This window comes from Microlunatus sagamiharensis (assembly GCF_900105785.1).
Classification (GTDB): domain Bacteria; phylum Actinomycetota; class Actinomycetes; order Propionibacteriales; family Propionibacteriaceae; genus Microlunatus; species Microlunatus sagamiharensis.
Window position 1 is genome coordinate 3,870,587 of sequence record NZ_LT629799.1, and the last position, 24,007, is coordinate 3,894,593.

19 protein-coding genes and 1 tRNA gene are annotated in these 24,007 nt (G+C 71.0%); 10 read left to right on the forward strand and 10 right to left on the reverse strand.

What is annotated here, in order from left to right:
• Positions 1-36: 36 nt before the first annotated feature.
• Complete coding sequence (locus BLU42_RS17830; protein WP_091077576.1) at positions 37-1,038, forward strand: ABC transporter substrate-binding protein; 1,002 nt, start codon at positions 37-39, stop codon at positions 1,036-1,038.
• 65 nt (positions 1,039-1,103) lie between these two features.
• On the opposite strand, the gene BLU42_RS17835 is transcribed toward BLU42_RS17830, so the two are convergent.
• The 8 genes from BLU42_RS17835 to BLU42_RS17870 form a co-directional block, all read right to left on the reverse strand.
• Positions 1,104-1,994 carry an endonuclease domain-containing protein gene (locus BLU42_RS17835; protein WP_091077580.1) on the reverse strand — a complete coding sequence of 297 codons (891 nt, stop codon included), beginning with the start codon at positions 1,992-1,994 and terminating at the stop codon, positions 1,104-1,106.
• 59 nt (positions 1,995-2,053) lie between these two features.
• A complete protein-coding gene (locus BLU42_RS17840; protein WP_231918621.1) occupies positions 2,054-2,659 on the reverse strand; it encodes a maleylpyruvate isomerase N-terminal domain-containing protein in 606 nt (201 codons plus the stop codon).
• Positions 2,660-2,684: 25 nt separating this feature from the next.
• A complete protein-coding gene (locus BLU42_RS17845; protein WP_091077588.1) occupies positions 2,685-4,739 on the reverse strand; it encodes a hypothetical protein in 2,055 nt (684 codons plus the stop codon).
• Positions 4,736-5,815: a glycoside hydrolase family 130 protein gene (locus BLU42_RS17850; RefSeq protein WP_231918263.1), complete on the reverse strand. Its 1,080-nt coding sequence runs from the start codon at positions 5,813-5,815 to the stop codon at positions 4,736-4,738. Before BLU42_RS17850 ends, BLU42_RS17845 begins: the two co-directional genes overlap by 4 nt.
• On the reverse strand, positions 5,812-6,624 hold the full coding sequence (locus tag BLU42_RS17855) for a carbohydrate ABC transporter permease (RefSeq protein ID WP_231918264.1): 813 nt from the start codon (positions 6,622-6,624) through the stop codon (positions 5,812-5,814). Before BLU42_RS17855 ends, BLU42_RS17850 begins: the two co-directional genes overlap by 4 nt.
• 104 nt (positions 6,625-6,728) lie before the next feature.
• Positions 6,729-7,673 carry a carbohydrate ABC transporter permease gene (locus BLU42_RS17860; protein WP_091077592.1) on the reverse strand — a complete coding sequence of 315 codons (945 nt, stop codon included), beginning with the start codon at positions 7,671-7,673 and terminating at the stop codon, positions 6,729-6,731.
• Positions 7,674-7,677: 4 nt separating this feature from the next.
• Positions 7,678-8,979 (reverse strand): extracellular solute-binding protein, encoded by a 1,302-nt coding sequence (locus tag BLU42_RS17865; protein WP_091077595.1) that lies wholly within the window; start codon positions 8,977-8,979, stop codon positions 7,678-7,680.
• A 36-nt stretch (positions 8,980-9,015) separates the two neighbouring features.
• Entirely contained in the window at positions 9,016-10,080 is a 1,065-nt protein-coding gene (locus BLU42_RS17870) for a LacI family DNA-binding transcriptional regulator (RefSeq protein WP_091077599.1), read from the reverse strand.
• Positions 10,081-10,621: 541 nt separating this feature from the next.
• Here BLU42_RS17870 and BLU42_RS17875 point away from each other — a divergent pair.
• Entirely contained in the window at positions 10,622-10,825 is a 204-nt protein-coding gene (locus BLU42_RS17875) for a cold-shock protein (protein ID WP_091077605.1), read from the forward strand.
• Between the two features lie 268 nt (positions 10,826-11,093).
• On the opposite strand, the gene BLU42_RS17880 is transcribed toward BLU42_RS17875, so the two are convergent.
• Complete coding sequence (locus BLU42_RS17880; RefSeq protein WP_091077609.1) at positions 11,094-11,558, reverse strand: hypothetical protein; 465 nt, start codon at positions 11,556-11,558, stop codon at positions 11,094-11,096.
• Between the two features lie 156 nt (positions 11,559-11,714).
• Here BLU42_RS17880 and BLU42_RS17885 point away from each other — a divergent pair, with 156 nt between their 5' ends.
• Complete coding sequence (locus BLU42_RS17885) at positions 11,715-14,804, forward strand: DUF3427 domain-containing protein (protein ID WP_197680836.1); 3,090 nt, start codon at positions 11,715-11,717, stop codon at positions 14,802-14,804.
• A gap of 44 nt (positions 14,805-14,848) precedes the next feature.
• Here BLU42_RS17885 and BLU42_RS17890 read toward each other — a convergent pair.
• Positions 14,849-14,921 (reverse strand) — tRNA-Ala (locus tag BLU42_RS17890).
• Positions 14,922-15,173: 252 nt separating this feature from the next.
• Here BLU42_RS17890 and BLU42_RS17895 point away from each other — a divergent pair.
• The 7 genes from BLU42_RS17895 to BLU42_RS17925 all read left to right on the forward strand — a co-directional run bounded on the left by BLU42_RS17895 (position 15,174) and on the right by BLU42_RS17925 (position 23,971).
• Positions 15,174-15,593 (forward strand): DUF5318 family protein, encoded by a 420-nt coding sequence (locus BLU42_RS17895; RefSeq protein WP_091077612.1) that lies wholly within the window; start codon positions 15,174-15,176, stop codon positions 15,591-15,593.
• On the forward strand, positions 15,586-17,736 hold the full coding sequence (locus tag BLU42_RS17900) for a transglycosylase domain-containing protein (RefSeq protein WP_091077615.1): 2,151 nt from the start codon (positions 15,586-15,588) through the stop codon (positions 17,734-17,736). The genes BLU42_RS17895 and BLU42_RS17900 overlap by 8 nt, the downstream gene beginning before the upstream one ends.
• A 4-nt stretch (positions 17,737-17,740) precedes the next feature.
• Positions 17,741-19,165 carry a glycosyltransferase family 87 protein gene (locus BLU42_RS17905; protein WP_231918273.1) on the forward strand — a complete coding sequence of 475 codons (1,425 nt, stop codon included), beginning with the start codon at positions 17,741-17,743 and terminating at the stop codon, positions 19,163-19,165.
• Positions 19,166-19,167: 2 nt separating this feature from the next.
• Positions 19,168-20,403, forward strand: a complete 1,236-nt coding sequence (locus BLU42_RS17910) for a hypothetical protein (RefSeq protein WP_091080904.1) — start codon at positions 19,168-19,170, stop codon at positions 20,401-20,403.
• A 284-nt stretch (positions 20,404-20,687) separates the two neighbouring features.
• Positions 20,688-21,749 carry an aldo/keto reductase gene (locus tag BLU42_RS17915; protein ID WP_091077617.1) on the forward strand — a complete coding sequence of 354 codons (1,062 nt, stop codon included), beginning with the start codon at positions 20,688-20,690 and terminating at the stop codon, positions 21,747-21,749.
• Positions 21,746-22,957 (forward strand): MFS transporter, encoded by a 1,212-nt coding sequence (locus BLU42_RS17920; protein ID WP_091077620.1) that lies wholly within the window; start codon positions 21,746-21,748, stop codon positions 22,955-22,957. Before BLU42_RS17915 ends, BLU42_RS17920 begins: the two co-directional genes overlap by 4 nt.
• Positions 22,958-23,146: 189 nt before the next feature.
• On the forward strand, positions 23,147-23,971 hold the full coding sequence (locus BLU42_RS17925; RefSeq protein WP_197680498.1) for a tyrosine-protein phosphatase: 825 nt from the start codon (positions 23,147-23,149) through the stop codon (positions 23,969-23,971).
• Positions 23,972-24,007: the final 36 nt, after the last annotated feature.

Below are 24,007 nucleotides of genomic sequence, written 5' to 3' on the forward strand. Positions count from 1 at the left end.
CTAAGGTGAGGCTTGCCTAACCTCGAGGAGACGATCATGACGAGCACCACCCGGCTGAGTCGCCGTTCGCTGCTGGCCGCCCTGGCCGCCACCCCTGTCCTCGCCGCCTGCGGCACCTTCTCGAGCAGCGGCGGCGCCGCTGCCGGCGGAGCGAGCACGAGCGCTGCGGCCTCGTCCTTCACCTACACCGACGCCCGCGGCAAGGCCATCGACATCAGCCCGGTCCCGACGAACGTGGTCGCGCAGAGCTCGGCCGCCGCGGCCCTCTGGGACGCCGGGATCAAGGTGAAGGGCGCGTACGGCGAGCTCAGGACGACCGACGGCAAGCTCGACTACCAGGCGGGCAACCTCGACCTCAGCCAGGTGGAGGTGATCGGCTCGTCCTACGGCGAGTTCAGCGTGGAGAAGCTGGCGACGGTCGCGCCGCAGCTGCTCGTCGACATGTCCTTCGACGACAAGACGCTCTGGTACGTCGACGCGAAGGTCGAGGCGCAGGTCACCGCGCTCTGCCCGACGCTCGGCGTGCACATGCTCGACCTCGACCTCGTCGGGGTGATCGAGGAGTTCACCGACCTCGCGGTCAAGCTCGGGGCGGACCCGTCGATCTCGGCGTCGGCCAAGTCGGGGTTCGACGCGGCCTCGGCGACGCTGAAGGACGCCATCGCCAAGGCCGGGGACGTGAAGATCGCCGCGTACAGCTTCGACGCCGACAACGCTTACATCGGCCTGCCGTCGCAGAGCCCGGACCTCAAGTACTTCCAGTCCCTCGGGGCGAAGTTCGTGCCGGCGGAGGCCGCGCCCACCGACTACTTCGCGACGATCAGCCTCGAGAAGCTGCCCGACTACTCCGGCGACTTCATCATCGTCGACGCCCGGAACACCTACACCGGCTACAAGGACACCGCGATCTGGAAGTCCCTGCCCGCCGTCAAGGCCGGCCGCGTCTTCGAGTGGAAGCCCGCCGCGCCCTACTCCTACCTCTCCAGCACGCCGGTGCTCACGGGTCTCACGGAGGCATACGCCTCGCTGGGCTCGTGACGCTCGCCGTTTGACGGTTTTCTGCGGTTCGTCGGTGCTAGAGCCCTCGAAGGGAGCTGTCGCGCTCAACGAACCTCAGAGAACCGTCTTCCGTGGTCGGCGAGAGCACGGCGGATCGTCTCCACCACCACCGCAGGGTGCTCCTGGAGCATGGCCCAGGTGAAGCGCACGACCAGCCACCCGTCGAGTGCGAGCGCGTTCTGACGCCAGCGGTCGTTCTCGAACACGTCGGGGTCGTCCTCGTGCAGGCGCCCGTCGACCTCCACCGCGACGCGCAGCGCGGGGAACGCGACGTCGATGAAGTACGTGCGGCCCCCGAGCTCGACCGGGTGGTTGGCCCGCCAGCCGATCAGGCGCGCGCTCCGGAGCAGCCGGTGGCAGAGCCGCTCGGCCGCGGACCAGGGCTCGTCGCGCGAGTCCAGGAGCAGCGCCCGGCGGTCGCGGTTGCCGCGTCGGTGCCCGGAGAGCTCGAGCGCCGTCCGCAGCCCGGTCAGGGTCGCTACACGCACCCGCAGCGCCCGGTCGATCCCGTCCCCGCCGACCTCCTCACAGAGGTCGAGGGCCGTGAGGGCGGGCACGGTCATCCGCAGGGGACCTCGGCACTGGACCAGCTCGGGTGCTACCACGCGCTCCACGAAGCGGAACCCGGGTCGGGCCGGTCGACCCCGGCGCACGGCGCAGACGACGACGTCGCCTCCGAGCCCGGGCCAGTAGGACAGCTGGGCGGCCGTACGGCCCACGAAGACGGCATCGGGCTCGCGCATCGCGGCCGCGAGCACCCTGGTCACGCGCGTCTGAGCCGCGGCACGGGCGGCGTACGTGCCGGGGAGCACGGTCTGGAGCTCGCCCGTCTTGAGCATCGCGTCGAGGGCGCCGCGGAGCTCGAGGTGGTCGCGACGGAGGATGACTCCCTCCCGGGCCACGATCTCGCGGACCTCGTCCTGCAGCCGACGCACTCAACCATCAGGCCAGAGGGGTGTTGGCCGAGGTGTGGTCCGAGATCGCGGGGGTGGTGTCAGTCCGCGAAGAACGCCGCCCGACGGAACCTCTCCACGTCGCCACGCAGGACCTCGCGCTCCAGCGAACCCCGACCCCGCCGCGAGAACAGCCCCCGCCACAGCCCGTACGCGGTCGCGACGTGCCAGGTCGTGCTGCCCGGGTCCGGGCCGTCCTCCTGAACCGACACCGTGACGCCCGCACGCCGCTCGAGGAAGCCGAGGGCGGCGCCCAGCACCTCGCCCCAGCCCTCCTCTCGAGGACCGGGCGGGAGGCCGAGCGCCTCGCGCAGGTCGTCGAGGTGGACGGTCACGTCCCACGCCGGGTTGGGCGTGGGGCGCTCGCAGGTTGCGGCGACCGTCTCGATGTTCGCCGACCACTCGGCGAGCAGCGCGTCGGTCGGGGTGCGCCGGCGCTCGGCGACCTGCCGGGCGGTCCACGGCGGCGTCGCGGCGCCTTCGGTCTCGCCGCGGACCACGTCGGTGCTCGACCCAGCGAGGTGGGCGAGCAGGTCGTGGACCGACCACCCCGGGCAGGCGGGCACCGGCGTCACGACCGCCGCGTCGTCGAGGCCGCGCACGACGTCGGCGAACCTCGACGCCCCGGCCCGGTAGACCTCGCCCATGCCCACCGGGCCACCCTCGCACCGCCTACCGGTCGGTCACCACCGCGGCCCCGTACGCCGGCAGGCGCACCTCGCGCGTCGCGGTGATCGTGCGGCTCTCGACCAGCCGACCGCGGGCGTCGTACACGCGCAGCGTCGCCCGGCCACCGTCACCCGAGGGTGCGACCTGCGCCGTCTCGCGGGAGCCGGAGGCGGAGTGCACGAGCGTCGTGCCGCTCTCGCCGCCAAGTACGAGCCGGGACACCAGCGGGCGGACCAGCACCGCGTCGAGGCGGACCGTCCCACGCTGGGCCTCGACCGTCACCGGTCCGTCGGCCGGGCTCACGGTCTTCTGGAGCCGCTGCGGGAGGAGCGCGCCGGGGACGGCGGTGATGCCCTGGTCGCCCACGCGGTGGCGCAGGGTCCCGAGCGTGCGGCCGTCCTGCCCCCAGCGGCTGCGGGCGCGCCCGTCCTCCTCCTGGAACGCGACCGGCTCGAGGCTGACCCTGGCGTTGTCGTCGCCGAGGTTCAGCCGGGCGGTCTGACCCTTCTTCAGCGACAGGTAGCTCCCGCTCCACGCCGACTCACCGGTCCACGACGCCTCCGGCGTCACGACCGCACCCGTCGTGCTCAGCGCCGACTCCGCCTCGACCACCCGGAGCCCGTCGCGGCTCACCAGGTCGGTCGTCGCCGTCGCCCGCGCCCGCACCAGCGGGTGCGCGTCGAGCGCGAGCATCGTCAGGAGGCCGTGGATCGTGCTCTCCGCGCCGCTGTTGCGGTTGATCCGGCCGTCGACCTCCAGCCCGTCGAAGGTCACGCCCGTCGCGGGGTCGTACATCGGCTCGCCCGCCCGGTTGGCGCCGAAGAACCACGACGCCTCCATCCCGGCGAGGTCGAGCCCGAGGTCGCTGCCGCCCTCGTCGGCGACCGCGAGCAGCGACTGCACGCGGGAGTCGACGCCGTACGCGATCTGCACGCGGTCGGTGGGGGAAGGCTGCCAGCCGTTGTCCGCACCGTCGCTGGTGAGCAGCGTCGTGTCGAAGCGCACCGTCTCCGTCGTCGCGGCCCGCAGCAGCGAACCGTCACCCAGCACCGCGGAGCTGCGCGCCAGCGCCGCCGACTGCTGCGAGCTCCACGCGTGCCACTGCGAGCTCGACTGCGTCCAGGGCAGCACGGCGCCGTACGGCCAGGCGTCCGGCTTCGACGCCAGCTCCTCGATGCCGCGCGCGAGCTTGCGCAGTGCGTCGCGGGCGAGCGAGCCGCCCCGGGCGTCGACGTACGCGCTCAGCCCGAGGACCGCTTCGGCGCTCGCGTCCGCGCCGTCGACGATCAACCAGGCCGGCACCTTCACGCCGTCGGCGGTGTCGTGCTTCCCGTAGCGCTCGAGCACGTCGCGGTTCAGGGCTCCGACCGACAGCCGGATCCGGTCGCGCAGGAAGGCGGCGAACTCCGGGTCCTCCCGCTCGAAGGCCGCGTAGCCCTCGCCGAACGCCCACAACGTCCGCGCCTGCCAGTAGCTGTCGCCGGAGTCCGACGGGTCGGGCAGCTCGACGGGCTCGGCGCTCGGGTTGAGCTCGCCGTCCGACTGCATCCACAGCACCGAGCGGCCGCGGTTGGCGCCCGTGGTCGTCTGCAGGTACGCGGTCGCCCGTAGCAGCTCGTACGCCTTCTCGCGGCTGTCCGCGCTGCCGGTCTGGCGCCAGTCGCGCACGTAGACCACGGCCGCGCGGGCGATGTCGTCGGTGTTGTAGGCGCCCTGGGTGTAGTCGCCGGTCGCGGGGTCGAGCGTCCCGCCGCCGACCCGGCGGTAGGTGCCGTCGTCGTTGCGGTCGGCGTAGGTCCACGGGACCTGCAGCTCGGGCTCCTCGGCCAGCCGGTAGGTCGTGTGCCCCTCGACCGCCTTCGGGCTGACGTCGTCGAGCAGGAAGTCGAGGTGCGCCAGGTTGGTGACCGGACCGGTCGTGCTGGAAGCACCGGGCGCCGCGGCCGCGGGCAGCGGTCGGGCCGTGGGGCCGGCCACGAGGGATGCGGCGCCGAGCACGAGGGCGAGGCCGGCGGCCAGGAGCGGTCGAGCGACGTTGCTCGACGAGGGACGGTTCACGGGTTCCTCCGGGTGAGTCGGGCGACCCCGATGGCGGAGTCGGCCATGCCGTAGAAGACGAAGCGTTCGCCGTCGATCTCCTCGACGGCGGTGGGGAAGACCACGTTCGGGACGATGCCCGTCGTCTCGGCCTCCGTGGACGGTTCGAGCAGCGGCTCGACCGAGCGGTCCACGACCCGCCAGGGCTCGTCGGCGTCGAGGATGATCCCGCCGGCGACGTAGCGCACCTGCTGCTGCTGGGCGCGGGACTCGTCGATCACGCCGGTGACGCCGTGGTGCAGCAGCAGCCAGCCCTCATCGACGCGCAGCGGCGGCGGGCCGCCGCCGATCTTGAGCTCCTCCCAGGGCTGCTCCGGACCGACGAGCCAGTGGTGGCCCTGCCAGACGGTGAGCGCGGCCGGGTCGGCCAGTGCCGCGTCGAGCGGCACGAAGCTGATCCAGATGCTCTGGCGCTCCTCCGCCGGCCCGGGTGGCGTCGCCCGGACGTGGTCGTCGCCGCGGAACGGCCGCAGCATGCCCATCGGGCGGTGCAGCACAGCGAGGCTCTGGGTGCCGTCCGGCGCGGTGACCGGCTCGGGGAAGAAGACCGTGTCCTTGTTGTGGAACAGGTTGAGGTCGGCCTCCGCCGCCTCGTCCCAGCGGTAGACCACCGGGCCGTGGCGGGTCCACGACCGCAGGTCGGTCGACGTGGCGATCGCCGTACGCGGTCCCAGCGGCCCGAACGCGACGTACGTCATGATGTGCAGCCCTAGCGCCTCGACCCACGTCACGCGCGGGTCCTCGACGCCGGCGTTGGTGTCGGCGGTCTCCCAGCTGGTCTCCGGCTCGAGGACGACGCCCTCGCGCTCGACGCCGGTCGGGACGCCGTCGGTCACGACGACCCTGGCCAGCCCGACGCGCGACACGTTGCCCGTCGCCACGATGCGCGGCAGCAGGTAGAGGGTGCCGTCGGGGCCTCGGCCCGACGCGGGGTTGAGGACCCCCTCCGCCTCGTTCGGGTCACCCTCGGCCGGTGTCATGACCGTCCCGATGCGCTCGAGCGCGTACGGGAACTCCTTCGTGCTGATGGCACTCACTCCTTCACCCCGCTGCTGAGGTCGGCATTGACGAACTGGCGCTGGAAGATCACGAAGAGCACGACGACCGGGACGACGAGCACGACCGCCCCGGCGAGCAGCGCGCCGAAGGGGTTGGCCGTCGAGTTGGCGACGTTCGTGAGGTAGTTGGCGAGCGAGACCGCGAGCGGCTGCAGCTCCGCGCGCTTGGTGATCAGGAACGGCCACAGGAACTCGTTCCACGGGCCGATGAAGGTCAGCAGGACGACGGTCACCAGCGCCGGGCGGATCAGCGGCAGCGCGATCTTGGTGAGCAGCTGCAGCTCGCTCGCGCCGTCGATGCGGGCCGCCTCGAACATCGCCTGCGGCAGCTGCAGGAAGTACTGCCGGAAGATGATCACCGCGGTCGAGTTGATCGCGAACGGCAGGATCATGCCGAGGTAGTTGTCGGCCAGGCCGTAGCTGCGGGCGATCAGCACGTACAGCGGGATGATCAGCAGCTGGAAGGGCACCACCTGCACGAGCAGCGCCAGCGCGAACACCCCGCCGCGACCGCGCCACTGCAGCAGCGCGAGGGCGTAGCCGACGAGCGCGCCGAAGACCACCGTGCAGATGATCACGCCGGCCGCGAAGATCCCTGAGTTGAGCACCGAGCGCACCAGGTCGAGCCGGGCATCGATGGTCACGTAGTTGCTGAACGTCAGGTTGCTGGGGTGCGGGAACGCCCCGGCGATGCTCTGGTCGGGCTCGCGCTGCAGCGAGCCGATCACCATGTAGTAGAAGGGGAAGAGGAAGGCGAGCGCCCCGATCCCCAGGACCAGCCCGCCCACCAGCGCGGGGACGAGCGCCCGCCGGGATGCACGGCGTCGCGGACCGTTGACGCTCCCTGAGCCAGTCGAAGGGCTCGGTTGGGTGGTCCTCGCTTCGGTCTGGCTCACGACTCACGACCTCCGGCGAAGCGGTTGGACAGGTAGGACAGGACGAGCGTCCCGATCACGAGCAGCACGCCGATCGCGGCCGCGTAGCCGGGCTGGCCCTGCTCGATGCCCTCCTGGTACATGACCAGGACGGGGGAGCGGGACGCGCCGTTCGGGCCGCCGCCGCCGGTGAGCAGGTAGGGCTCGGTGAAGAGGTTCGCGCCGGTGATGATCGCCAGGATCAGCACCAGCACGGTCGCCGGCCGGAGCGAGGGGACCGTCACGTTGACGAAGCTCTGCCAGCGGCTGGCCCCGTCGGTCGCGGCGGCCTCGTACAGGTCCTTGGCGACGTTCTGCAGGGCCGCGAGGTAGAGCAGGATGTAGAAGCCGAGGCCCTTCCAGGTGACGAAGAGCGCGATCGAGGGCATCGCCCAGCGCTCGTTGACCAGCCAGGACGGGTCGGGCGCCAGCGGGCCCAGGACCCGGTTGACGATGCCGCCGCCGTTGAACAGGAAGAGCCACACCCCGACCACGGCCACGCTCGAGGTCAGGTAGGGCAGGTAGAAGGACACGCGCAGGAACGCCTTCGCGTGCACGACCCGGTCGAGCAGGCTCGCGAGCACGAGCGACAGCACGACGGTGAGCGGGACGTTGATCACCAGGAAGACGGCGACGTTCACGAACGACTGCCGGACCGCGGGGTCGCTCAGCGCGGCGGTGTAGTTCTCGAGCCCGACGAAGGGCCGCGGGACCGTGACGCCGGGCGCGGTGAAGAAGTAGTCGTGGAACGACATGTACACCGCGAAGCCCAGCGGGTAGGCGAAGACGAGCGCGATGAAGACGAGGTACGGCGCGCTGAAGATCCACCCCAGCGGGTTGCTGCGGACCCCCCGCCGGGCCCGCGAGCGGGGCTCGCGGACCGACGGGGCGACCGCGGCGGGTGCCGTGGTCGAGGTGGCCACCTGCTCAGCCGCGTCCGGCCAGCGAGGTGACCTTGTCGGCCGCCTCGTTGAACGTCTGCGTCAGGTCGCCCTGGCCGCTGATCACGGACTTCGTGTAGGCGTCGCGCAGCGTCTGCAGCATCTCGACGGTGTTCGGGCCGCCCGGCACCTCGACCGTCCGCGAGGCGAGCTCGCCGAACTCCTTGTAGGAGGGGTTCTTGGCGAAGTAGTCGGCGTACGTCGTCGACAGGTCCTTGCGGATCGGCATCTGGCCGGTCTCGGTCAGCAGCGCCGAGTCCTGCTCCGAGCTCGTGGCGAACTTGAGGACGTCCCACGCGGTGCCCTGGTTCGCACACGCGCTGAAGAGGCCGATGTTCTTGGCGTCGCTGAAGGTGTGGATGTCACCGATCGGCATACCGGTCGACGTCGGCACGGGCACCGCGCCCCAGTTGACCTTGCCCTTGTAGACCGCGACGGCCCATGGGCCGACGATTGACATCGCCGCGACCTTGGAGGCGAAGGCGTCGCCCTGCACGGTCTCCTTGCCGGCCAGGCCCTCGGCGTAGATCGTCTTCCAGAAGTTCGCGACGGCCAGGCCCTGCGGGTCGTTGAAGGTCGCCTTGCCGTCGGCCACGATCTGCTTGCCGCCGGACTCGGCGGAGTAGAGCGGGATGAAGTCGAACTGGCTCTGGTAGAACTCGCTCGTCGGCGCCGGGTTGATCGCGTACTTCGCGGCCCCCGAGGACTTGATCTTGCGCGCCGCGTCGAGGAACTGGTCGTACGTCGCCAGCTGCGGGTTGTCGGGGTCGAGGCCGGCCTTCTTGAACAGGTCCTTGTTGTAGAAGATCATCACGGGGTTCGACTTCCACGGCAGCTGGTAGTAGCCGCCGTCGCTGCTCTGGTACTGCTTGGCGACGTCGCCGCTGCGCTCGGTGATGTAGGACTCGCCGTCGGGGAAGCTCGCCAGGTTGACCAGGCCGCCCTGGCGCTGGAACTGGCCCACCGCCGACGGTGCGGTGTTGAAGACGAGGCAGGGGGCCGTGCCGGCGGTGATCGCGGCGCCGATGACCTCCTCGCTGCTCTTGCCGGCGGGGATCTCCTGGCCGGTCACCTGCTGGTCGGGGTGGGCGCTGTTCCAGGACTGGACCATCGCCTTGCCCCACGCCACCTCCTGCTCGTTGTTGGAGTACCAGACGGTGATGGGGCCGCGGGCGGACTTGGCGGCGTCCTGCGCCTCGCTGCCGCCGCTGCCACCTCCCCCGCACGCGGTGAGCGACAGGCCGAGCACGCTGGCGACGGCGAGGATCCGGGTGATGCGACGTTGCACGACTTCTCCTTGTGGGGACGGGATGGGGCGGTTCTGCTACGTGCCCTGAGCCTGACGAAGGGCGGGGGCGGGTCCGGTGGAACGGGCGGTGACGAGCTCGGCGGGAGCCAGCTCGACGTCGGGGGCCGAGCCGGTGCTCGTGAGGGCGAGCAGCGTGCGGGCCGCGGCGGCGCCCCACTGCTCGGGGTCGGAGCGGACCGTGGTCAGCGCGGGCCAGGTGTGGTGCGCCAGCTCGGTGCCGTCGAACCCGACCACGGAGACCTCGTCGGGCACGCGGACGCCGGCGCGCTGCAGCGCCCCGAGACCCGCGACCGCCATGGGGTCGTTGGCGTAGAGCACGGCGGTCGGGCGCAATCGGCCCTCGAGCAGGGCGGCCGTCGCCGTGGCGCCGCCGGCCATGGTGAAGTCGGTGTCGACCACCGCGGTCGGCGTGAGCCCGCGCGCGGCGACCGCCTCCTCGAACGCGCGGCGCCGTGTCCGGGCGTGCTGCAGGGCCGGGTCGCCGGCGACGTACGCGAGCTCGCGGTGCCCGAGGTCGGCGAGGTGGTGCACCGCGGCGACGACGCCGGGACGGTCGTCGAGCACGACGGCCGGCAGCCCGCCGGGGTGGTCGAGCCGGCCGATCAGCACGCCGGGCATGCCGAGCTCCGCAAGCAGGGCGACGCGGTCGTCGCCGTGGCGAAGGTCGTTGAGGAACACCCCGTCGACCCGTCGGTCCGCCGCGAGCGAGCGGTACGCGCGCTCCTCCGCCTCGGCGTCGCCCACCACGCTCAGCACGAGGACGCGGCCCTGGGTCGACAGCACGGACTCGATCCCGGCCATGAACGCCGGGTAGAACGGGTCCGCCGCGACGATCCGTGCGTCCCGGCGCAGGACCAGCCCCAGCGCGTACGTGGTCTGCGTCGAGAGGGTGCGCGCCTGCAGGTTCGGTCGCCAGCCCAGCTGCTCGGCCGCCTCGCGCACCCGGGCCCGGGTCGCGTCGGAGACGCCAGGCCGGTCGTTCACCGCGAGCGAGACCAGCCCCTTGGACACCCCGGCGGCGCGCGCGACGTCCACGATCGTCGGCGCCCCAGGCGTCGAGCTCTTGGTCCGCGGGCTCATGAGCGGTGACCTTCGCTGGTCAGACGGTCCGGGCACTGCGCCTGAACCGGTTTAGGCGGACCGTACGCCGGTGCGTCGGGGCGGTCAAGGGTGAGGGGGCGACGACAGGTCTCGACCGCCCCCTGAGCCTGCCGAGCGGCAGGGCGGACGACGGCTGAGTGCGTCGAAGGGCCCGAGGGGACGCTCCCTGAGCCTGTCGAGGGGCCCGAGGGGACGCTCCCTGAGCCTGTCGAAGGGCCCGGAACGGGTTGGCGCACCCCTGCGCCGCGGCCCGAACCCCACCTGCGGGCTTCCCCGGGGCCGAGGACGAGCGCCTCAACGATCCAAAATCCACCCGGGTTCGGCCGAGGGGCGAGAGCCGCGTCACGGTCCCGCCTTGTCCTCTGGGTGCGGGGATGCAATCATGGTGATCGCTGTAAGCAGTTCTTGAGCCGTGGTACGTGCTACGCCCTTTTGATCTCGCGAGGGCGGTGGCCGAGGCCGGCGCCCAACAGCATCACGAGGCCGCGAGGTGCGGCCCGAGAGCTTCAGGGAGATTTACATGGCACAGGGAACCGTCAAGTGGTTCAACGCTGAGAAGGGCTTCGGCTTCATCGCCGTCGACGGCGGCGGGCCGGACGTGTTCGTGCACTACAGCGCGATCCAGTCGTCGGGCTTCCGCAGCCTCGACGAGGGCCAGCGGGTCGAGTTCCAGACCACGCAGGGTCCGAAGGGCCCGCAGGCCGACGCCGTCCAGGCCATCTGAGCCTGCACAGCCAGCAAGACCTCTGAAGGAGCGTCGACCTCACGGTCGGCGCTCCTTCGTCTTTCTCCGGGCCTGGTGACGACGGCCAGGTGCAGCCACGTCCCCTTAGCCTGTCGAAGGGTCGACCTCGTCGCCGATCCCGGCCACGATCCCTGAGCCTGTCGAAGGGCCCGTTGGTCAGAGAGCGGCTCCGTCGCCGATCCCGACCACGATCCCTGAGCTTGTCGAAGGGCTACACGCACAACACCGGCCGAGCTGGTCGGCTAACTCAGAACCAGCGCCCGCTCGGCCCGAACTCGATCATCTCCACCGCGGGCTGCGTGTTCGGCGCCACGAACGTGAACCGCGGGGCACTCACCGGTGACGGCGCAGCCGGCACCTCGAGCGCCGCCGCCGGCACCTGGCGCTCGGCCTCCCGCACGTCGACGACCAGCCGCTCGTACGCGAGCCGGTTCCCGACCTGACGAGTGCCCGACATCCACTCGTCGTCGAGCAGCAGCCGCCGTACGCGCTCGAGGTCGGCGCGCCGCCGGGCGAGCCGCTGCTGTGCCCACCGCAAGAGGGTGGCCGGGTCCGGGGTGTCGTCGACGACCAGCTGCTGCCACACCCGTGCGCCGAGCGGACGCAGGAGCGCCTCGATGCGCACCCTGACCGGACGGCGGCTGACGACCCACACGAGCAGGGGCACGACCATCACGACCGCGAAGCAGATCGCGTCCAGCGCGTGGTCCATCGCTCTCCTCGCCGTCGAGGGTGGCGGTCGTACGCCTCGTCCGCCGCTTCGTCCAGCCTGAACCTGTAGCCCGCCTACGGCAAGGGTCGACCGAAGGTCCGAATGGCTGCTCAGACGGCGGCGAACGTGACAAGCTCGCACCTCCTGAGCGAGGGGATGCGCATGGAGCAGGGCCTGTACGAGCAGCTGCTGACACAGCAGCTTGAGCGCGACTTGGCGTCGGGGGAGGTCGAACTTGAGCGCGACGTCGCCGCCGTCGATCCCGGAGACCAGCCGCACGTGCTCTCGCGGCACGTCGAGTCCGTGCTGCAACGGGTCCTGGCCTCGACGTCAGATCCCCTTCACCGCCTTGACGTGGTGAATCGCGTCTTGAGTGTCTTGTCGCCGGAGGCCGACGCCGTTGTCGATCCAGCTCGTCAGCTGACCGCCCTTCGTGCGACCACGGCGCCGGGCGTGGTCACCTACGAAAGGGTTCGCCCGGCGACGCCGTTGTCTGAAGCGGCGCTCCTGACGAATACGAGAGGTGAACCGAGTCTCGGCTCCGAGCTCAAAGCAGAGCTGGACACGGCCGACGAGATCGACCTGCTGTGTGCCTTCGTCAAGTGGTACGGACTGCGACTGCTCGAGCCTGAACTTCGACGAGGTCGAGAACGCGGCGCGCCTTTCCGCGTCATCACCACTACGTACATGGGGGCAACAGACCCCGACGCACTCGACCGACTCGTGCGCGAGTTCGGTGCTCACGTCAAGATCCAGTACGACGCGCATCGAACTCGACTCCACGCGAAGGCCTGGATGTTCCGTCGGCGTACGGGCTTTGACACCGCGTATGTCGGGTCGTCGAACCTCTCGCGAGCCGCACTGCTCGACGGGGTCGAGTGGAATGTTCGCCTCTCCCGAGTGGGGACTCCTGCTCTGCTCGAGAAGTTCCGAGCCACCTTCGACACCTACTGGAACGACCCGAGCTTCGAGTCGTACGACCCCGACCGCGACCGGGACCGCCTGGACGACGCGCTGGCTGAAGGCGCCGGCCGCACCACCCATGACCGCGTCACGTTGTCGCTCTCGGGTCTCCAGGTCAGGGCCTACCCGCACCAAGAAGCGATTCTCGAAGCACTTGAGGTGGAACGTCGGGTTCACGATCGGCATCGGAATCTGGTGGTCGCGGCGACGGGGACCGGGAAGACGGTGATCGCGGCCTTGGACTACCGCTCTTTGGCGAACGCGGCGGATGAGCGGCCTTCGCTGCTCTTTGTCGCACACCGAAGGGAGATCCTGGAGCAATCGCTCCGGACGTATCGGGAAGTGTTGAACGACAGCAGCTTTGGTGAGCTCTATGTCGGGGGCGCCCGCCCTGAGCGTTGGCGCCACGTTTTCGCCAGCGTCCAGTCGTTGACCGCGTACGGCGTGAGCCGCATCGACCGAGACGCCTACGAGGTCGTGGTGATCGACGAGTTCCACCATGCGGAAGCGAGGACCTACCGCCGCCTGCTCGAGCAACTCGAGCCGCTGGAGCTGCTCGGTCTCACCGCGACCCCAGAGCGGTCGGACGGCCTCGATGTGCGGTCGTTCTTCGAGGGGCGTACGGCGGCGGAGCTGCGGTTGTGGGATGCGCTGGGCGCGGACCTGCTGTGCCCCTTCCACTACTTCGCCGTTGCCGACGGCACTGACCTGCGCCGTGTCGCGTGGTCGCGTGGGCGATACGACGAGACGGAGCTCGCCGGGCTCTACACCGGTAATCGCGCGCGTGCCGCCATCGTGCTTCGGCAGCTTCAAGACAAGGTCTTGGACCTCGGCGGCATGCGCGCGCTTGGTTTCTGCGTGAGCGTCTCTCACGCGCGCTTCATGGCTGACGTGTTCCGCGAGGCGGGCGTGCGCGCCATCGCCATCGACGGCTCGACCCCGGCGATAGAGCGAGCCCAGGCGCTCGCCGACCTTCGCGACAGGCGAATCAACGCGATCTTCGTGGCGGACCTCTTCAACGAGGGCGTTGACCTGCCCGATGTGGACACCGTCCTCTTCCTGCGCCCAACCGAGAGCGCCACGCTGTTCCTGCAGCAGCTCGGGCGTGGGCTTCGTCGCACCCGCGACAAAGCTGTCCTGACGGTCTTGGACTTTGTCGGCCACCACCGCAAAGAGTTCCGCTTTGACCAACGCTTGCGCGCGTTGACCGGAGAGACCCGACGTGGTCTGGCCCGAGCCGTCGAGCGCGGCTTTCCGTTCTTGCCGTCGGGCTGCCAGATCGCGATGGATCGACAGTCTCAGGCGATCGTCTTGGAGAACATCCGACAGCAAGTCGGCAACCGGTGGCCGAATCTTGTTGCCGAGCTGCGCGAGCACGGCGACCAGGACCTCCCGACGTTCTTGCGGGAGACCGGACTGGAGCTCTCCGACGTCCTGCGCCAAGGTCAGCGGTCCTGGACCGAGCTTCGGCGTTCCGCCGGTCTATCGACACGAGGTGGTGGCGATTACCAGCGGGAGTTGCTGAAGCGCGGGCGAGCCCTAGCCCACGTGGACGACGCGGCCCGCGCATCGGCCTACCGCAGCCTCCTTGACGACGACGCGCCCGGCTACGACGAGCTCAGCCCCCTCGACCAGGTGATGGCGCAGATGCTGTTCTTCTCGCTCTGGCCGGGCGGAGGTGGTCACCCTTCGGTCGAAGCCGGGCTCACCGAGCTGCGGCGAGAGGCAGCGGTGCGCGACGAGCTGCAATCCGTCGTCGACTTGGCCTTCGACCGTGCGCCGCACGTGACCGTCCCTGTCCGGGGTGCGCTCCACGACGTCCCGCTTCAGGTGCACGCCACTTATCAGCGCGAGGAGGTCCTTGCGGCGTTGGGCTACGCAAGCATCGATCGCAAGCCGAACTCGTTCCGCGAAGGCGTGCTCTACGTGCCCGAGATCGATACTGATGCCTTCTTTGTCACGCTGCAGAAGTCCGAGGCCGACTACTCACCGACAACTCTCTACCGGGACTACCCGATCAGCCCCACCCTCTTCCACTGGGAGTCGCAGTCGACGACGTCTGTCACCTCGACGACGGGCCAGCGGTATTTGCATGGTTCGAGCACCAAGTTGCTCTTCGTCCGCCAGCACAAGTCGGATGAGTTTGGGACAAGCGCGTACTTCTTCGCGGGTCCCGTGCACTACCTGGAGCACCGGGGCGAACGGCCGATCGCCATCACGTGGCGACTCGACCACAGCTTGCCAAGCGACTTCTACCAGCGCGCTTCAGTCGCGGCCGTCTGAGGGCTGATCGCCATTCACCGCGGCTTCCGCAGCGTCGAGGACGGTGGAGCCTAGGGGACTCGAACCCCTAACCCCCTGCTTGCAAAGCAGGTGCGCTACCAATTGCGCCAAGGCCCCGGGCCGGCTGGGCCGGACGGTCGATCGTACGTCGTAGAGGGCCTCGGCAGCGAGCGAGTGCGGTGTAGATGGCTCTGTGAGCGAGGTGGCTTCCGTTGGGTGCGGGCCCTTCGACAGGCTCAGGGATCGTGGCTGGCCTCGCGGTGAGGTGCGGCAACGTCGCCGAACCTGTACCTGAAGGTTGGAGCAAGGACGCGCTCTGCGCCCCGTGAAACTTAGAAACCCACATCCGCACGACCTACCATCGAGCCCATGTGGTCGCAGCGGGAGGTCATCGACTATGCGCTGCAGCGACGCCGCACGCTGGAGGGTCTGAAGCGGCCCGGCAAGCGGCTGGCCAAGCTCGACGCGTGCGACGCGGACCCCATGCTGCTGCGGGCGGCGAAGTACCACGGGGAGCAGGCCAAGGTGCCGTGCCCGGTGTGCGAGTCACCCGAGATGTACAACCTCAGCTACACGTTCGGCGACCAGCTCGGCCAGTTCTCCGGCCGAATCAAGCCGCCGGGCGAGCTCGAGGAGATGGCCCACCAGTACGGCGAGTTCAAGGTCGTCGTTGTGGAGGTGTGCCTGCGCTGCAGCTGGAACCACATGATCGTCTCCTACCTTCTCGGCGACGGGGTGAAGCGCAAGCCCCCGCGTCGCCAGCAGACCGTCGAGGACATCTATGGCTGACCCCAACTGGGGCCCCGTCGCCAAGCAACCGGCCGGTGCCCCTAAGCGGGGCAGCGCCCGCTGGTTCAAGCGTCTTGCCGGCGCGGTGGCGATCCTGGTCGCCCTGTGCGTCGTGGCGGGCGGGGGAGCGGTCGCGTACGGCTACGCGACGACCTCGCTGCCCAACCCCAACAAGGACTTCGAGACGGCGACGACCTTCGTCTACTGGGGCGACGGCAAGACCGAGCTCGGCAACTTCGCCATCCAGAACCGGCAGCCGCTCGACTTGGACAAGATGCCCGACTCCATCAAGGAGGCGGTCGTCGCGGCGGAGAACCGCACCTTCTGGACCGACAAGGGCGTCTCGCTGCGCGGACTGGCCCGCTCGGCCTGGGTCATCGCGCGTGGTGGCAGCCTGCAGGGCGGCTCGACGATCACCCAGCAGTACATCAAGATCCTCTACCTCAACAGCGAGCAGACGGTCAGCCGCAAGTACCGCGAGCTGTTCCTGGCGTACAAGCTGAGCCAGCAGAAGAGCAAGCAGGACATCCTGCAGGGCTACCTGAACACCATCTACTTCGGCCACGGCGCGTACGGGATCCAGGCGGCGAGCCAGGCGTACTTCGACGTCGACGCCAAGAAGCTGACGGTGCCGCAGGCGGCGGTGCTGGCCTCGGTGATCAACAACCCGACGGCCTTCGACCCCGACGACAAGGACAACCGGCCGCGGCTGCTCGACCGCTACCGCTACGTCATCTCCTCGATGGCCGAGACCGGCGACATCACCGCCGAGCAGGCGGCGAAGTACAGCAAGGCCCTGCCCAAGTTCCCCAAGATCAAGAGCTCCGAGCGCTACGGCGGGCCGAACGGCTTCCTGCTCAAGATGGTCGAGGCCGAGCTGTCCGACGCCGGCTTCAGCTCCTCCGAGATCCAGGGCGGTGGCCTGAGGATCACGACGACCTTCGACCAGGACGACCAGAAGGCCGCGATCAAGGCCGCCCAGGACACCAGCGAGCAGGCGGCGCGGGCGTCGGGCCAGAAGGAGTCGAACCTGCACGCGGCGGTGGCCTCGGTCGACGTCGACTCGGGCAACGTCCTGGCCCTCTACGGCGGCCCGGACTTCGTCGACAACTCGCGCAACTGGGCGACGACGGCGCGACCGACGGCCTCGACGTTCAAGACGTACACGCTGGCCGCGGGGCTGGAGAACGGCTTCAGCCTGCGCTCGCAGTTCCACGGCAACACCTGGAGGATCCCGGGCGACCCGATCCCGGTGCGCAACGAGTACGGCGAGAACTACGGCTACGGCGTCGACCTGGTCAAGGCCACGGCCCTGTCGATCAACACGGCCTTCGTCGACCTCATCCGGCAGCTGCCCGAGGGCAAGGACAAGACCCTCGAGGTCGCGGAGAAGGCCGGCGCGCCGAAGTCGCGCGGCTGGGACGCCGCCGAGCGCAACATCCCCATCGGCACGCCGGAGGTCAGCCCGCTCAACCAGGCCAGCGCCTACGCGACGTTCGCCAACGGGGGCGTGCACGTCGCGCCGCACGTGGTGAAGGAGGTCAAGGACCTCGACGGCAAGGTGCTCTACAAGGCCGACCCCGCCAAGGAGCGCGCGGTCAGCAGCGACGTGGCCGACGACGTCACGTACGCGCTGTCGAGCGTGGTCGAGCAGGGCACCGGCCGTGCGGCCGCCGCGCTGGGCCGACCGGTGGCGGGCAAGACCGGCACCAACGGCGTCGAGGACGGCGAGGGCCAGAACATCGTCAACTCGTCGTGGTTCGTCGGCTACACCAAGCAGGTCTCGACGGCGGTCATGTACGTGGCGGGCAAGTCGGGCAGCGCGAGCCTCGACCCCTACCGCCGGCCGGGGGACAGCACGTTCTTCGGCGCGACCTACCCGCTGCAGACGTGGTCGTCCTACATGCAGACCGCGACGAAGGGGCAGGACGTCGAGCCGTTCGACGACCCGGCGTACGTGAACTCCTACCAGCAGCCGACGTACACGCCGCCGGCCCCGCCGCAGCCGCCGACGCCGGGCAACCCGCCGAAGCCGCCGCAGCCGCCGACCCCGGCGCAGCCGCAGCAGCCGAGCGCCACCGCACCCACGCCCTCGTCGTCCTCGCGCCCGACGCCGGGCACCAGCGCCACCCCGCGGCGCTGACCGGGTGAGCGTCCAGCCGGCGCGGGAGGACCCGTTCGTCGGGGCGATGAGCCAGCGGCTCGGCGGTCCGCTCGGGCGCTACGCGGCGCTGGTCCGCGACTTCTGGAACCCGACCCGGGTCGTCCTGGTCGTCGCGACGCTGACCTACCTGGCCGGGATGGTCTTCCGGCTGCCGTGCCGGATCACCGTCGCGGGGCAGTCGCCGGACACGTTCCGTCGGCTCTGCTACTCCGACATCGGCCTGCTCTACGCCGACCGCGGGCTGCTGCAGGGCAACACCCCCTACCTCGACTCCGGCTCCTACCCGGTGCTCGAGTACCCGGTGCTGACCGGCTGGTTCCTCGAGCTCGAGCGTCGCATCACCGTGCTCACGGGCGCGCCGAGCGGGACCGGGCTGAGCGCCCAGCAGGCGGTCGACGCGACGCTCCGCTTCGTCGACGTCAACCAGGTGCTCCTCGGAGCGCTGTTCCTCGTGGCCGTGTGGGCGCAGGTCCGGACGGTCGTCGACCGGCCCTGGGACGCGATGATGCTCGCCGCGGCCCCGACGGTCGCGGCGGCCGCGCTCGTGAACTGGGACCTGCTCCCCGTCGCCCTCGCCGCCGCGGGGGTGCTGGCCTGGAGCCGGAAGCGCCCCGGGCTCGCCGGCGTCCTGCTCGGGCTGGGCATGGCGGCGAAGCTCTACCCGGCGCTGCTGCTCGGGCCGCTGCTGCTGCTCTGCCTGCGCTCCCGGCGCATGCGGGCCTACGGGCGGCTGCTCGTCGGGTTCGCGGTCAGCTGGCTCGTGGTCAACCTGCCCGCGCTCGTCCTGGCGCCGGACGCGTGGCTCGACTTCTGGACGTTCAACGCCGACCGCACGGGCGACTTCGGCTCGATCTGGTACGTGTTCTCGCTCGCCGGGCACCCGGTCCCGCACCTCAACACGGTGAGCGCCGGTCTCTTCGCGCTCGGCTGCCTGCTGATCGGGCTGCTGATCGTCCTCGCGCCCCGGCGACCGCGGTTCGGGACGGTCGCGTTCCTCGTGGTCGCGGCGTTCCTGATGACCAACAAGGTCTACTCCCCTCAGTACGTGCTGTGGCTGCTGCCGTTCGTGGTGCTCGCCCGGCCGCGCTGGCGGGACTGGTGGGTCTTCACCGTCGGCGAGCTCGTCTACTTCGTGGCGATCTGGTGGCACCTCGGCGGCGACCTCAGCCCCGGCGACGGCGGCGAGGACCGCGTCTACTGGCTGGCCGTCGTGCTGCGCCTGGCCACGCAGGCCTGGGTCGTCGCGGTGGTCGTGCGGGACGTCCTGCACCCGGAGCGCGACCGCGTGCGGCGCCCTTCGACAGGCTCAGGGAGCGTGGGCGACGACCCGACCGGCGGCGTGCTCGACGGGGCGCCCGACGCGGCGTGGCGTACGCGGCTCCTCGCCCGGCCGGCGGTGCGGACGTGACGGTGCGCGAGGCTCCGGAGACGCAGCCGACGGCGGCGGTCGACCGCACCGACAGCGGCGCCCGCCTCGTCGTCCAGGCCTGGCTGGCGAGCCGGGCGCTCATCGCCCTGGTGGCGCTGGTGCTCGCCGTGACGACGGGCCGCACGGTCACCGACATGGTGAGCAACTGGGACGTGCAGCACTTCTCGCGCCTGGCCGCGGGCGGCTACTGGGCGGACGCGGACGGGACGCTGATGGCGTTCTTCCCCGGCCTGCCGGGCCTGCTGGCGCTCGGCCTGGCCGTGGGCGTCCCGGTCGCGGTCACCGGGGTCGTGGTGTCCCTGGTCTGCTCGGCGGTCGCCGCCGGGGCCCTCTACCGCCTCGGCGGCCCGGCCGCCGCGGTCGCGTGGCTCTTCGCCCCGACGGCGGTCTTCACCGTCGTGCCGTACACCGAGTCGTTGTTCTGCGCGGCGGCCTTCTGGGCCTGGGAGCGGGCGCGCTCCGACCGGTGGGTGGCCGCCGTCCTGCTCGCCGCGGTCGCCTGCTCCGTGCGGGTGTCCGGGCTGTTCCTCATCGGCGCGCTGGTGGTGATGGTCCTGACGACGCCCAGGGTCTCCGCGGTCCCTGTCTCGGAGGGGGGACGACCCCCCACACCCCCCGCTGAGCTTCACTCGCTGGCGCTCGCGAAGCTCCGGCTGCGCCGCCTCGCCCTGCTGCTCGTCCCGTCGGCCGTCATCGCCGTGTTCGCGACCTACCTGCACGCGATCAGCGGCAGCTGGACCGCCTGGTACCGCGCGCAGTCGACCGGCTGGGTGCGCGAGCTGACCTGGCCGTGGCAGTCCTTCGCGAACACGATCCCGGCGATCGTCCCCGGCGCGTACGCCGACCACCCCTGGTGGGCCGCGGTGTTCCGCGGGGAGATGGTCTCGATGCTCGTGGGGGTGCTCGTCGTGGTCTGGGCGCTCGTCCGCAGCGTCCGGCTGCTGCGCGCGGGCGAGCGGCCGATCCTCGGGGAGGCCGCGTGGGTCGGCGTGCAGGTGCTCGCCTTCTCGCTGTCCTACTGGTTCTTCTCGGTCAACCGCGCGACGCTGCTGTGGTTCCCGCTGTGGATCATGCTCGCCGAGTGGGCCCGGCGGCGGCCGCGTACGCCGGGAAGGGTCGTCACGCACCGCACGCTCGTCGGGTTCGCGCTCGGCCTCGAGGTCGTGCTGATGATCTGGTGGTGCTGGCTCTTCTTCACCGGCCACTGGGCGAGCTGAGCGTCCGAATGCTGCCCTGCGGGCACCTGGAGGATCTTCGATCCCGTCCTTAGCGCCCTGCGCGGCCGACCACTGTGCCCAGGTTCCTGGCACTCAGCCCAGGCTGCATCCTGCGCTCAGTGAGGGAAACCTGTGCGCGCATAGGTTTCCGTCCCCTGAAGCGAGGGTGGGCGGCGAGGCCGCGTTCGGAGGGCCCGTACGCCGTCGCCAGGGCGTCGGCCGACAGGGGCGAGACCGGCGACCACCCGGGAGCACGGGCGCTGCCCTCGGTAGGTTGTCCGGTCATGGACTACCGCCAGCTGGGGGCCTCCGGGCTCCGCGTCTCCACCATCACCCTGGGCACCATGGGCTTCGCCGGGACCGGCTGGGCCAAGCCCGTCGGCAACCTCGACGTCGACGGCGCCCGCCGCCAGATCACCATGGCCCGCGACGCCGGGGTCAACCTCTTCGACACCGCGGACGTCTACTCCGCCGGCCAGTCGGAGGAGATCCTCGGGGCCGCGCTCGGCTCCGACCGCGACGAGGTGCTCATCGCCACCAAGGTGCGGATGCAGGTCGGCGACGCCGACGGGCCCAACCAGCTCGGCCTGTCGCGCTTCCACATCATCAACTCGGTGGAGGCGAGCCTGCGCCGCCTCGGCACCGACCACATCGACCTCTACCAGGTCCACGAGTGGGACGGCCAGACCCCGCTCGAGGAGACCATGGCGGCGCTCGACACGCTGGTCCGCTCGGGCAAGGTCCGCTACGTCGGCGCGTCCAACTACACCGGCTGGCAGCTGATGAAGGCGCTGTGGGCGGCCGACAAGACCGCGACGGAGAAGTTCGTCAGCCAGCAGATCTACTACTCCCTCCAGGCGCGCGACGCGGAGTTCGAGCTCGTGCCGGTCTCGATCGACCAGGGCCTCGGCATCCTCGTGTGGAGCCCGCTCGCCGGCGGCCTGCTGTCCGGCAAGTACCGCCGCGGCCAGGACGCCCCCGAGGGCAGCCGCCGCTTCCAGGGCTGGACCGAGCCGCCCGTCCGCGACGAGGACCAGCTCTACTCGATCATCGACACCCTCGTCGAGATCGGCGAGGGCCACGGCGTCTCCGCCGCGCAGGTCGCGCTCGCCTGGACGCTGGCCAAGCCCGCCGTCACCTCGCTGATCGTCGGCGCGCGTACCGAGGAGCAGCTGGCCGACAACCTCGCGGCCGCGAACCTGCAGCTGGGCGCCGAGGAGATCAGCCGCCTCGACGACGTCAGCCGGGTCGGCATGCCCTACCCGCACTGGCACCAGGCCAACACCGGCTCCGACCGCTGGGGCCCGAGCACGGCCACGCTGATGACGTCGCACGACCCGGAGTGACGTCCGGTCCCTCCACGGATGGCCCCGCCCGACCCGGCATCGGGCGGGGCCTCACCTTCCTCTTCGCCGTGGCGGCCGGCGCCGCCGTCGGCAACCTCTACTGGGCGCAGCCGCTGCTCGACGTGGTCGCGACGGACCTGCATACGTCGACGGCGTCGGCCGGCTGGCTGGTCACGACCACCCAGCTCGGCTACGCGCTCGGGATCCTGCTCGTCGTCCCGCTGGGCGACGTCACGAACCGGCGCCGCCTGGTCCCCGCGGCGCTCGTGGCCGCGGCCGTCGCGCTGGGCCTCTGCGCGGTCGCGCCGTCCTTCGGGTTCCTCGTCGCCGCGCTCTTCGTCCTCGGGCTGACCACCGTGGGCGGACAGCTGCTGACGCCCCTGGCCGGCGACCTCGCCTCCGACGCCGACCGCGGCGCGGTGGTGGGGACCGTCGTCTCGGGCATCCTCACCGGCATCCTGCTGTCGCGGACGGTCAGCGGCGTCGTCGCCGACGCGTTCGGCTGGCGCTCGATCTACGTCGGCGCGGCGGTGCTGGACCTGGTGCTGGCCGTGCTCCTGTGGCGGGCGATCCCCGACCTCGAGCCCAAGGCGCGGGTGACGTACGGGCGCCTGATCGCGTCGGTCTTCGCCGTCGTGCGCCGCGAGCGGGTGGTGCGCTGGACGCTGCTGCTGGCGGGAATCAGCTTCGCGCTGTTCACGATGTTCTGGACCTCGCTGACCTTCCTGCTCAGCGGGCCGCCCTTCGACTTCTCGGTGTCGGTCATCGGCCTGTTCGGGCTCGTGGGCCTCGTCGGGGCGATCGCCGCGCAGCGGGCCGGGCGGCTGCACGACCGCGGCTGGTCGGTGCCGGCCAGCGGGGTCGGCTGGGCGCTGGTCGTCGTCGCCTTCGTGATCGGCGCGCTCGGTGGCGGTTCGGTGGTCGGGGTCGTCGTCGCGATCCTGCTGCTCGACGTCGCCATCCAGGGCATCGGCATCCTCAACCAGACGCGGATGTTCGCGGTCTCGGCGGAGGAGCGGAGCCGGCTCAACACCGCCTTCGTCACCAACAACTTCCTCTGGGGCGCGGGCGGCTCGGTGCTGGCCACCGTGCTCTGGGCCGCCGGCGGCTGGTACGCGGTCACGCTCGTCGGCGCCGGCCTCGCCGCTGTCGCTCTCGTCGTCTGGGCGTTCGGCCGCCGCGGGCCGCTCGTGGTGCCGGTTCGCTGAGGCCGCCCCGAACTGCCCTCGCCCCGCCCTCGGCCGACCACTGGTCACTTGCGGGCGTTCCGCAGGCTCTCCACCGCCCAGAACCGACCAGTGGTCACCGGACCGGGACCAGCGCAGGCGGCAGCCGAGGGCCCGACCGCGGTGCTCGCAGCCGCCGAGACGGTCCGGCGGCCCACCTACGATGACCGCGTGCCCCGGTGGATCGACATGGACCAGCTCGTCAACCTGCGCGACGTCGGAGGGACCCCGACCACGGACGGCGGCGAGATCGTCCCCGGCCGGCTGCTGCGCTCCGACAACCTCCAGGACCTGACGCCGGCCGATGTCGACGCCCTGCTGCAGCTCGGCGTGACCGACGTCGTCGACCTCCGCAGCGACTACGAGGTCGAGATGGAGGGTCCCGGCCCGCTCTCGAGGACCGACGTCGTCCACCACCAGCACTCGTTCTTCCGCGAGTGGCGCGAGGGCGTCGGCGAGGACAAGACGAGCGAGAGCCCGGAGGCGGCGCAGGCCGTCGAGGAGCGCCCCGAGGCCGTGCCCGACGAGGCGCTGCCCTGGGTCGACCTGGAGCCGTCGGTCGAGGCGGAGAACAGGGTCACCAGCGTCTACCTCTCCTACCTCCACGACCGCCCCGACTCGGTCCTCGCCGGCCTGCGCGCCGTCGCCGACGCCGACGGGGCCGCGCTCGTGCACTGCGCGGCGGGCAAGGACCGTACGGGGACGCTGGTCGCCCTGGCCCTGACGCTGGCCGGTGCGGAACGCGAGGCGGTCGTCGCCGACTACGCCGCGAGCTCCGAGCGGGCCCAGCAGATCCTCGACCGGCTGCTCGCCTCCGACACCTACAACGCCAACCTGCGCGACCGCCCGCTCTCCTCGCACCTGTCACACCCGGAGACGATGCGGGCCTTCCTCGAGCACGTCGAGGACGCGTACGGGGGCGTCGAGCCGATGCTCGCGCGCATCGGCTGGACCCCGGAGGACACCGCACGGCTGCGGGCCAAGCTGCGCGGCTGAGCGACGCACGGCGCCCGGCTGCAACTGCGCCGCCGG

Coding starts and splice junctions, on each gene's coding strand:
- BLU42_RS17885 (WP_197680836.1), top strand. CDS start 11,715: ATGCGCATGGAGCAGGGCCTGTACGAGCAGCTGCTGACACAGCAGCTT.
- BLU42_RS17900 (WP_091077615.1), top strand. CDS start 15,586: ATGGCTGACCCCAACTGGGGCCCCGTCGCCAAGCAACCGGCCGGTGCC.
- BLU42_RS17830 (WP_091077576.1), top strand. CDS start 37: ATGACGAGCACCACCCGGCTGAGTCGCCGTTCGCTGCTGGCCGCCCTG.
- BLU42_RS17895 (WP_091077612.1), top strand. CDS start 15,174: ATGTGGTCGCAGCGGGAGGTCATCGACTATGCGCTGCAGCGACGCCGC.
- BLU42_RS17875 (WP_091077605.1), top strand. CDS start 10,622: ATGGCACAGGGAACCGTCAAGTGGTTCAACGCTGAGAAGGGCTTCGGC.
- BLU42_RS17840 (WP_231918621.1), bottom strand. CDS start 2,659: ATGGGCGAGGTCTACCGGGCCGGGGCGTCGAGGTTCGCCGACGTCGTG.
- BLU42_RS17880 (WP_091077609.1), bottom strand. CDS start 11,558: ATGGACCACGCGCTGGACGCGATCTGCTTCGCGGTCGTGATGGTCGTG.
- BLU42_RS17915 (WP_091077617.1), top strand. CDS start 20,688: ATGGACTACCGCCAGCTGGGGGCCTCCGGGCTCCGCGTCTCCACCATC.
- BLU42_RS17870 (WP_091077599.1), bottom strand. CDS start 10,080: ATGAGCCCGCGGACCAAGAGCTCGACGCCTGGGGCGCCGACGATCGTG.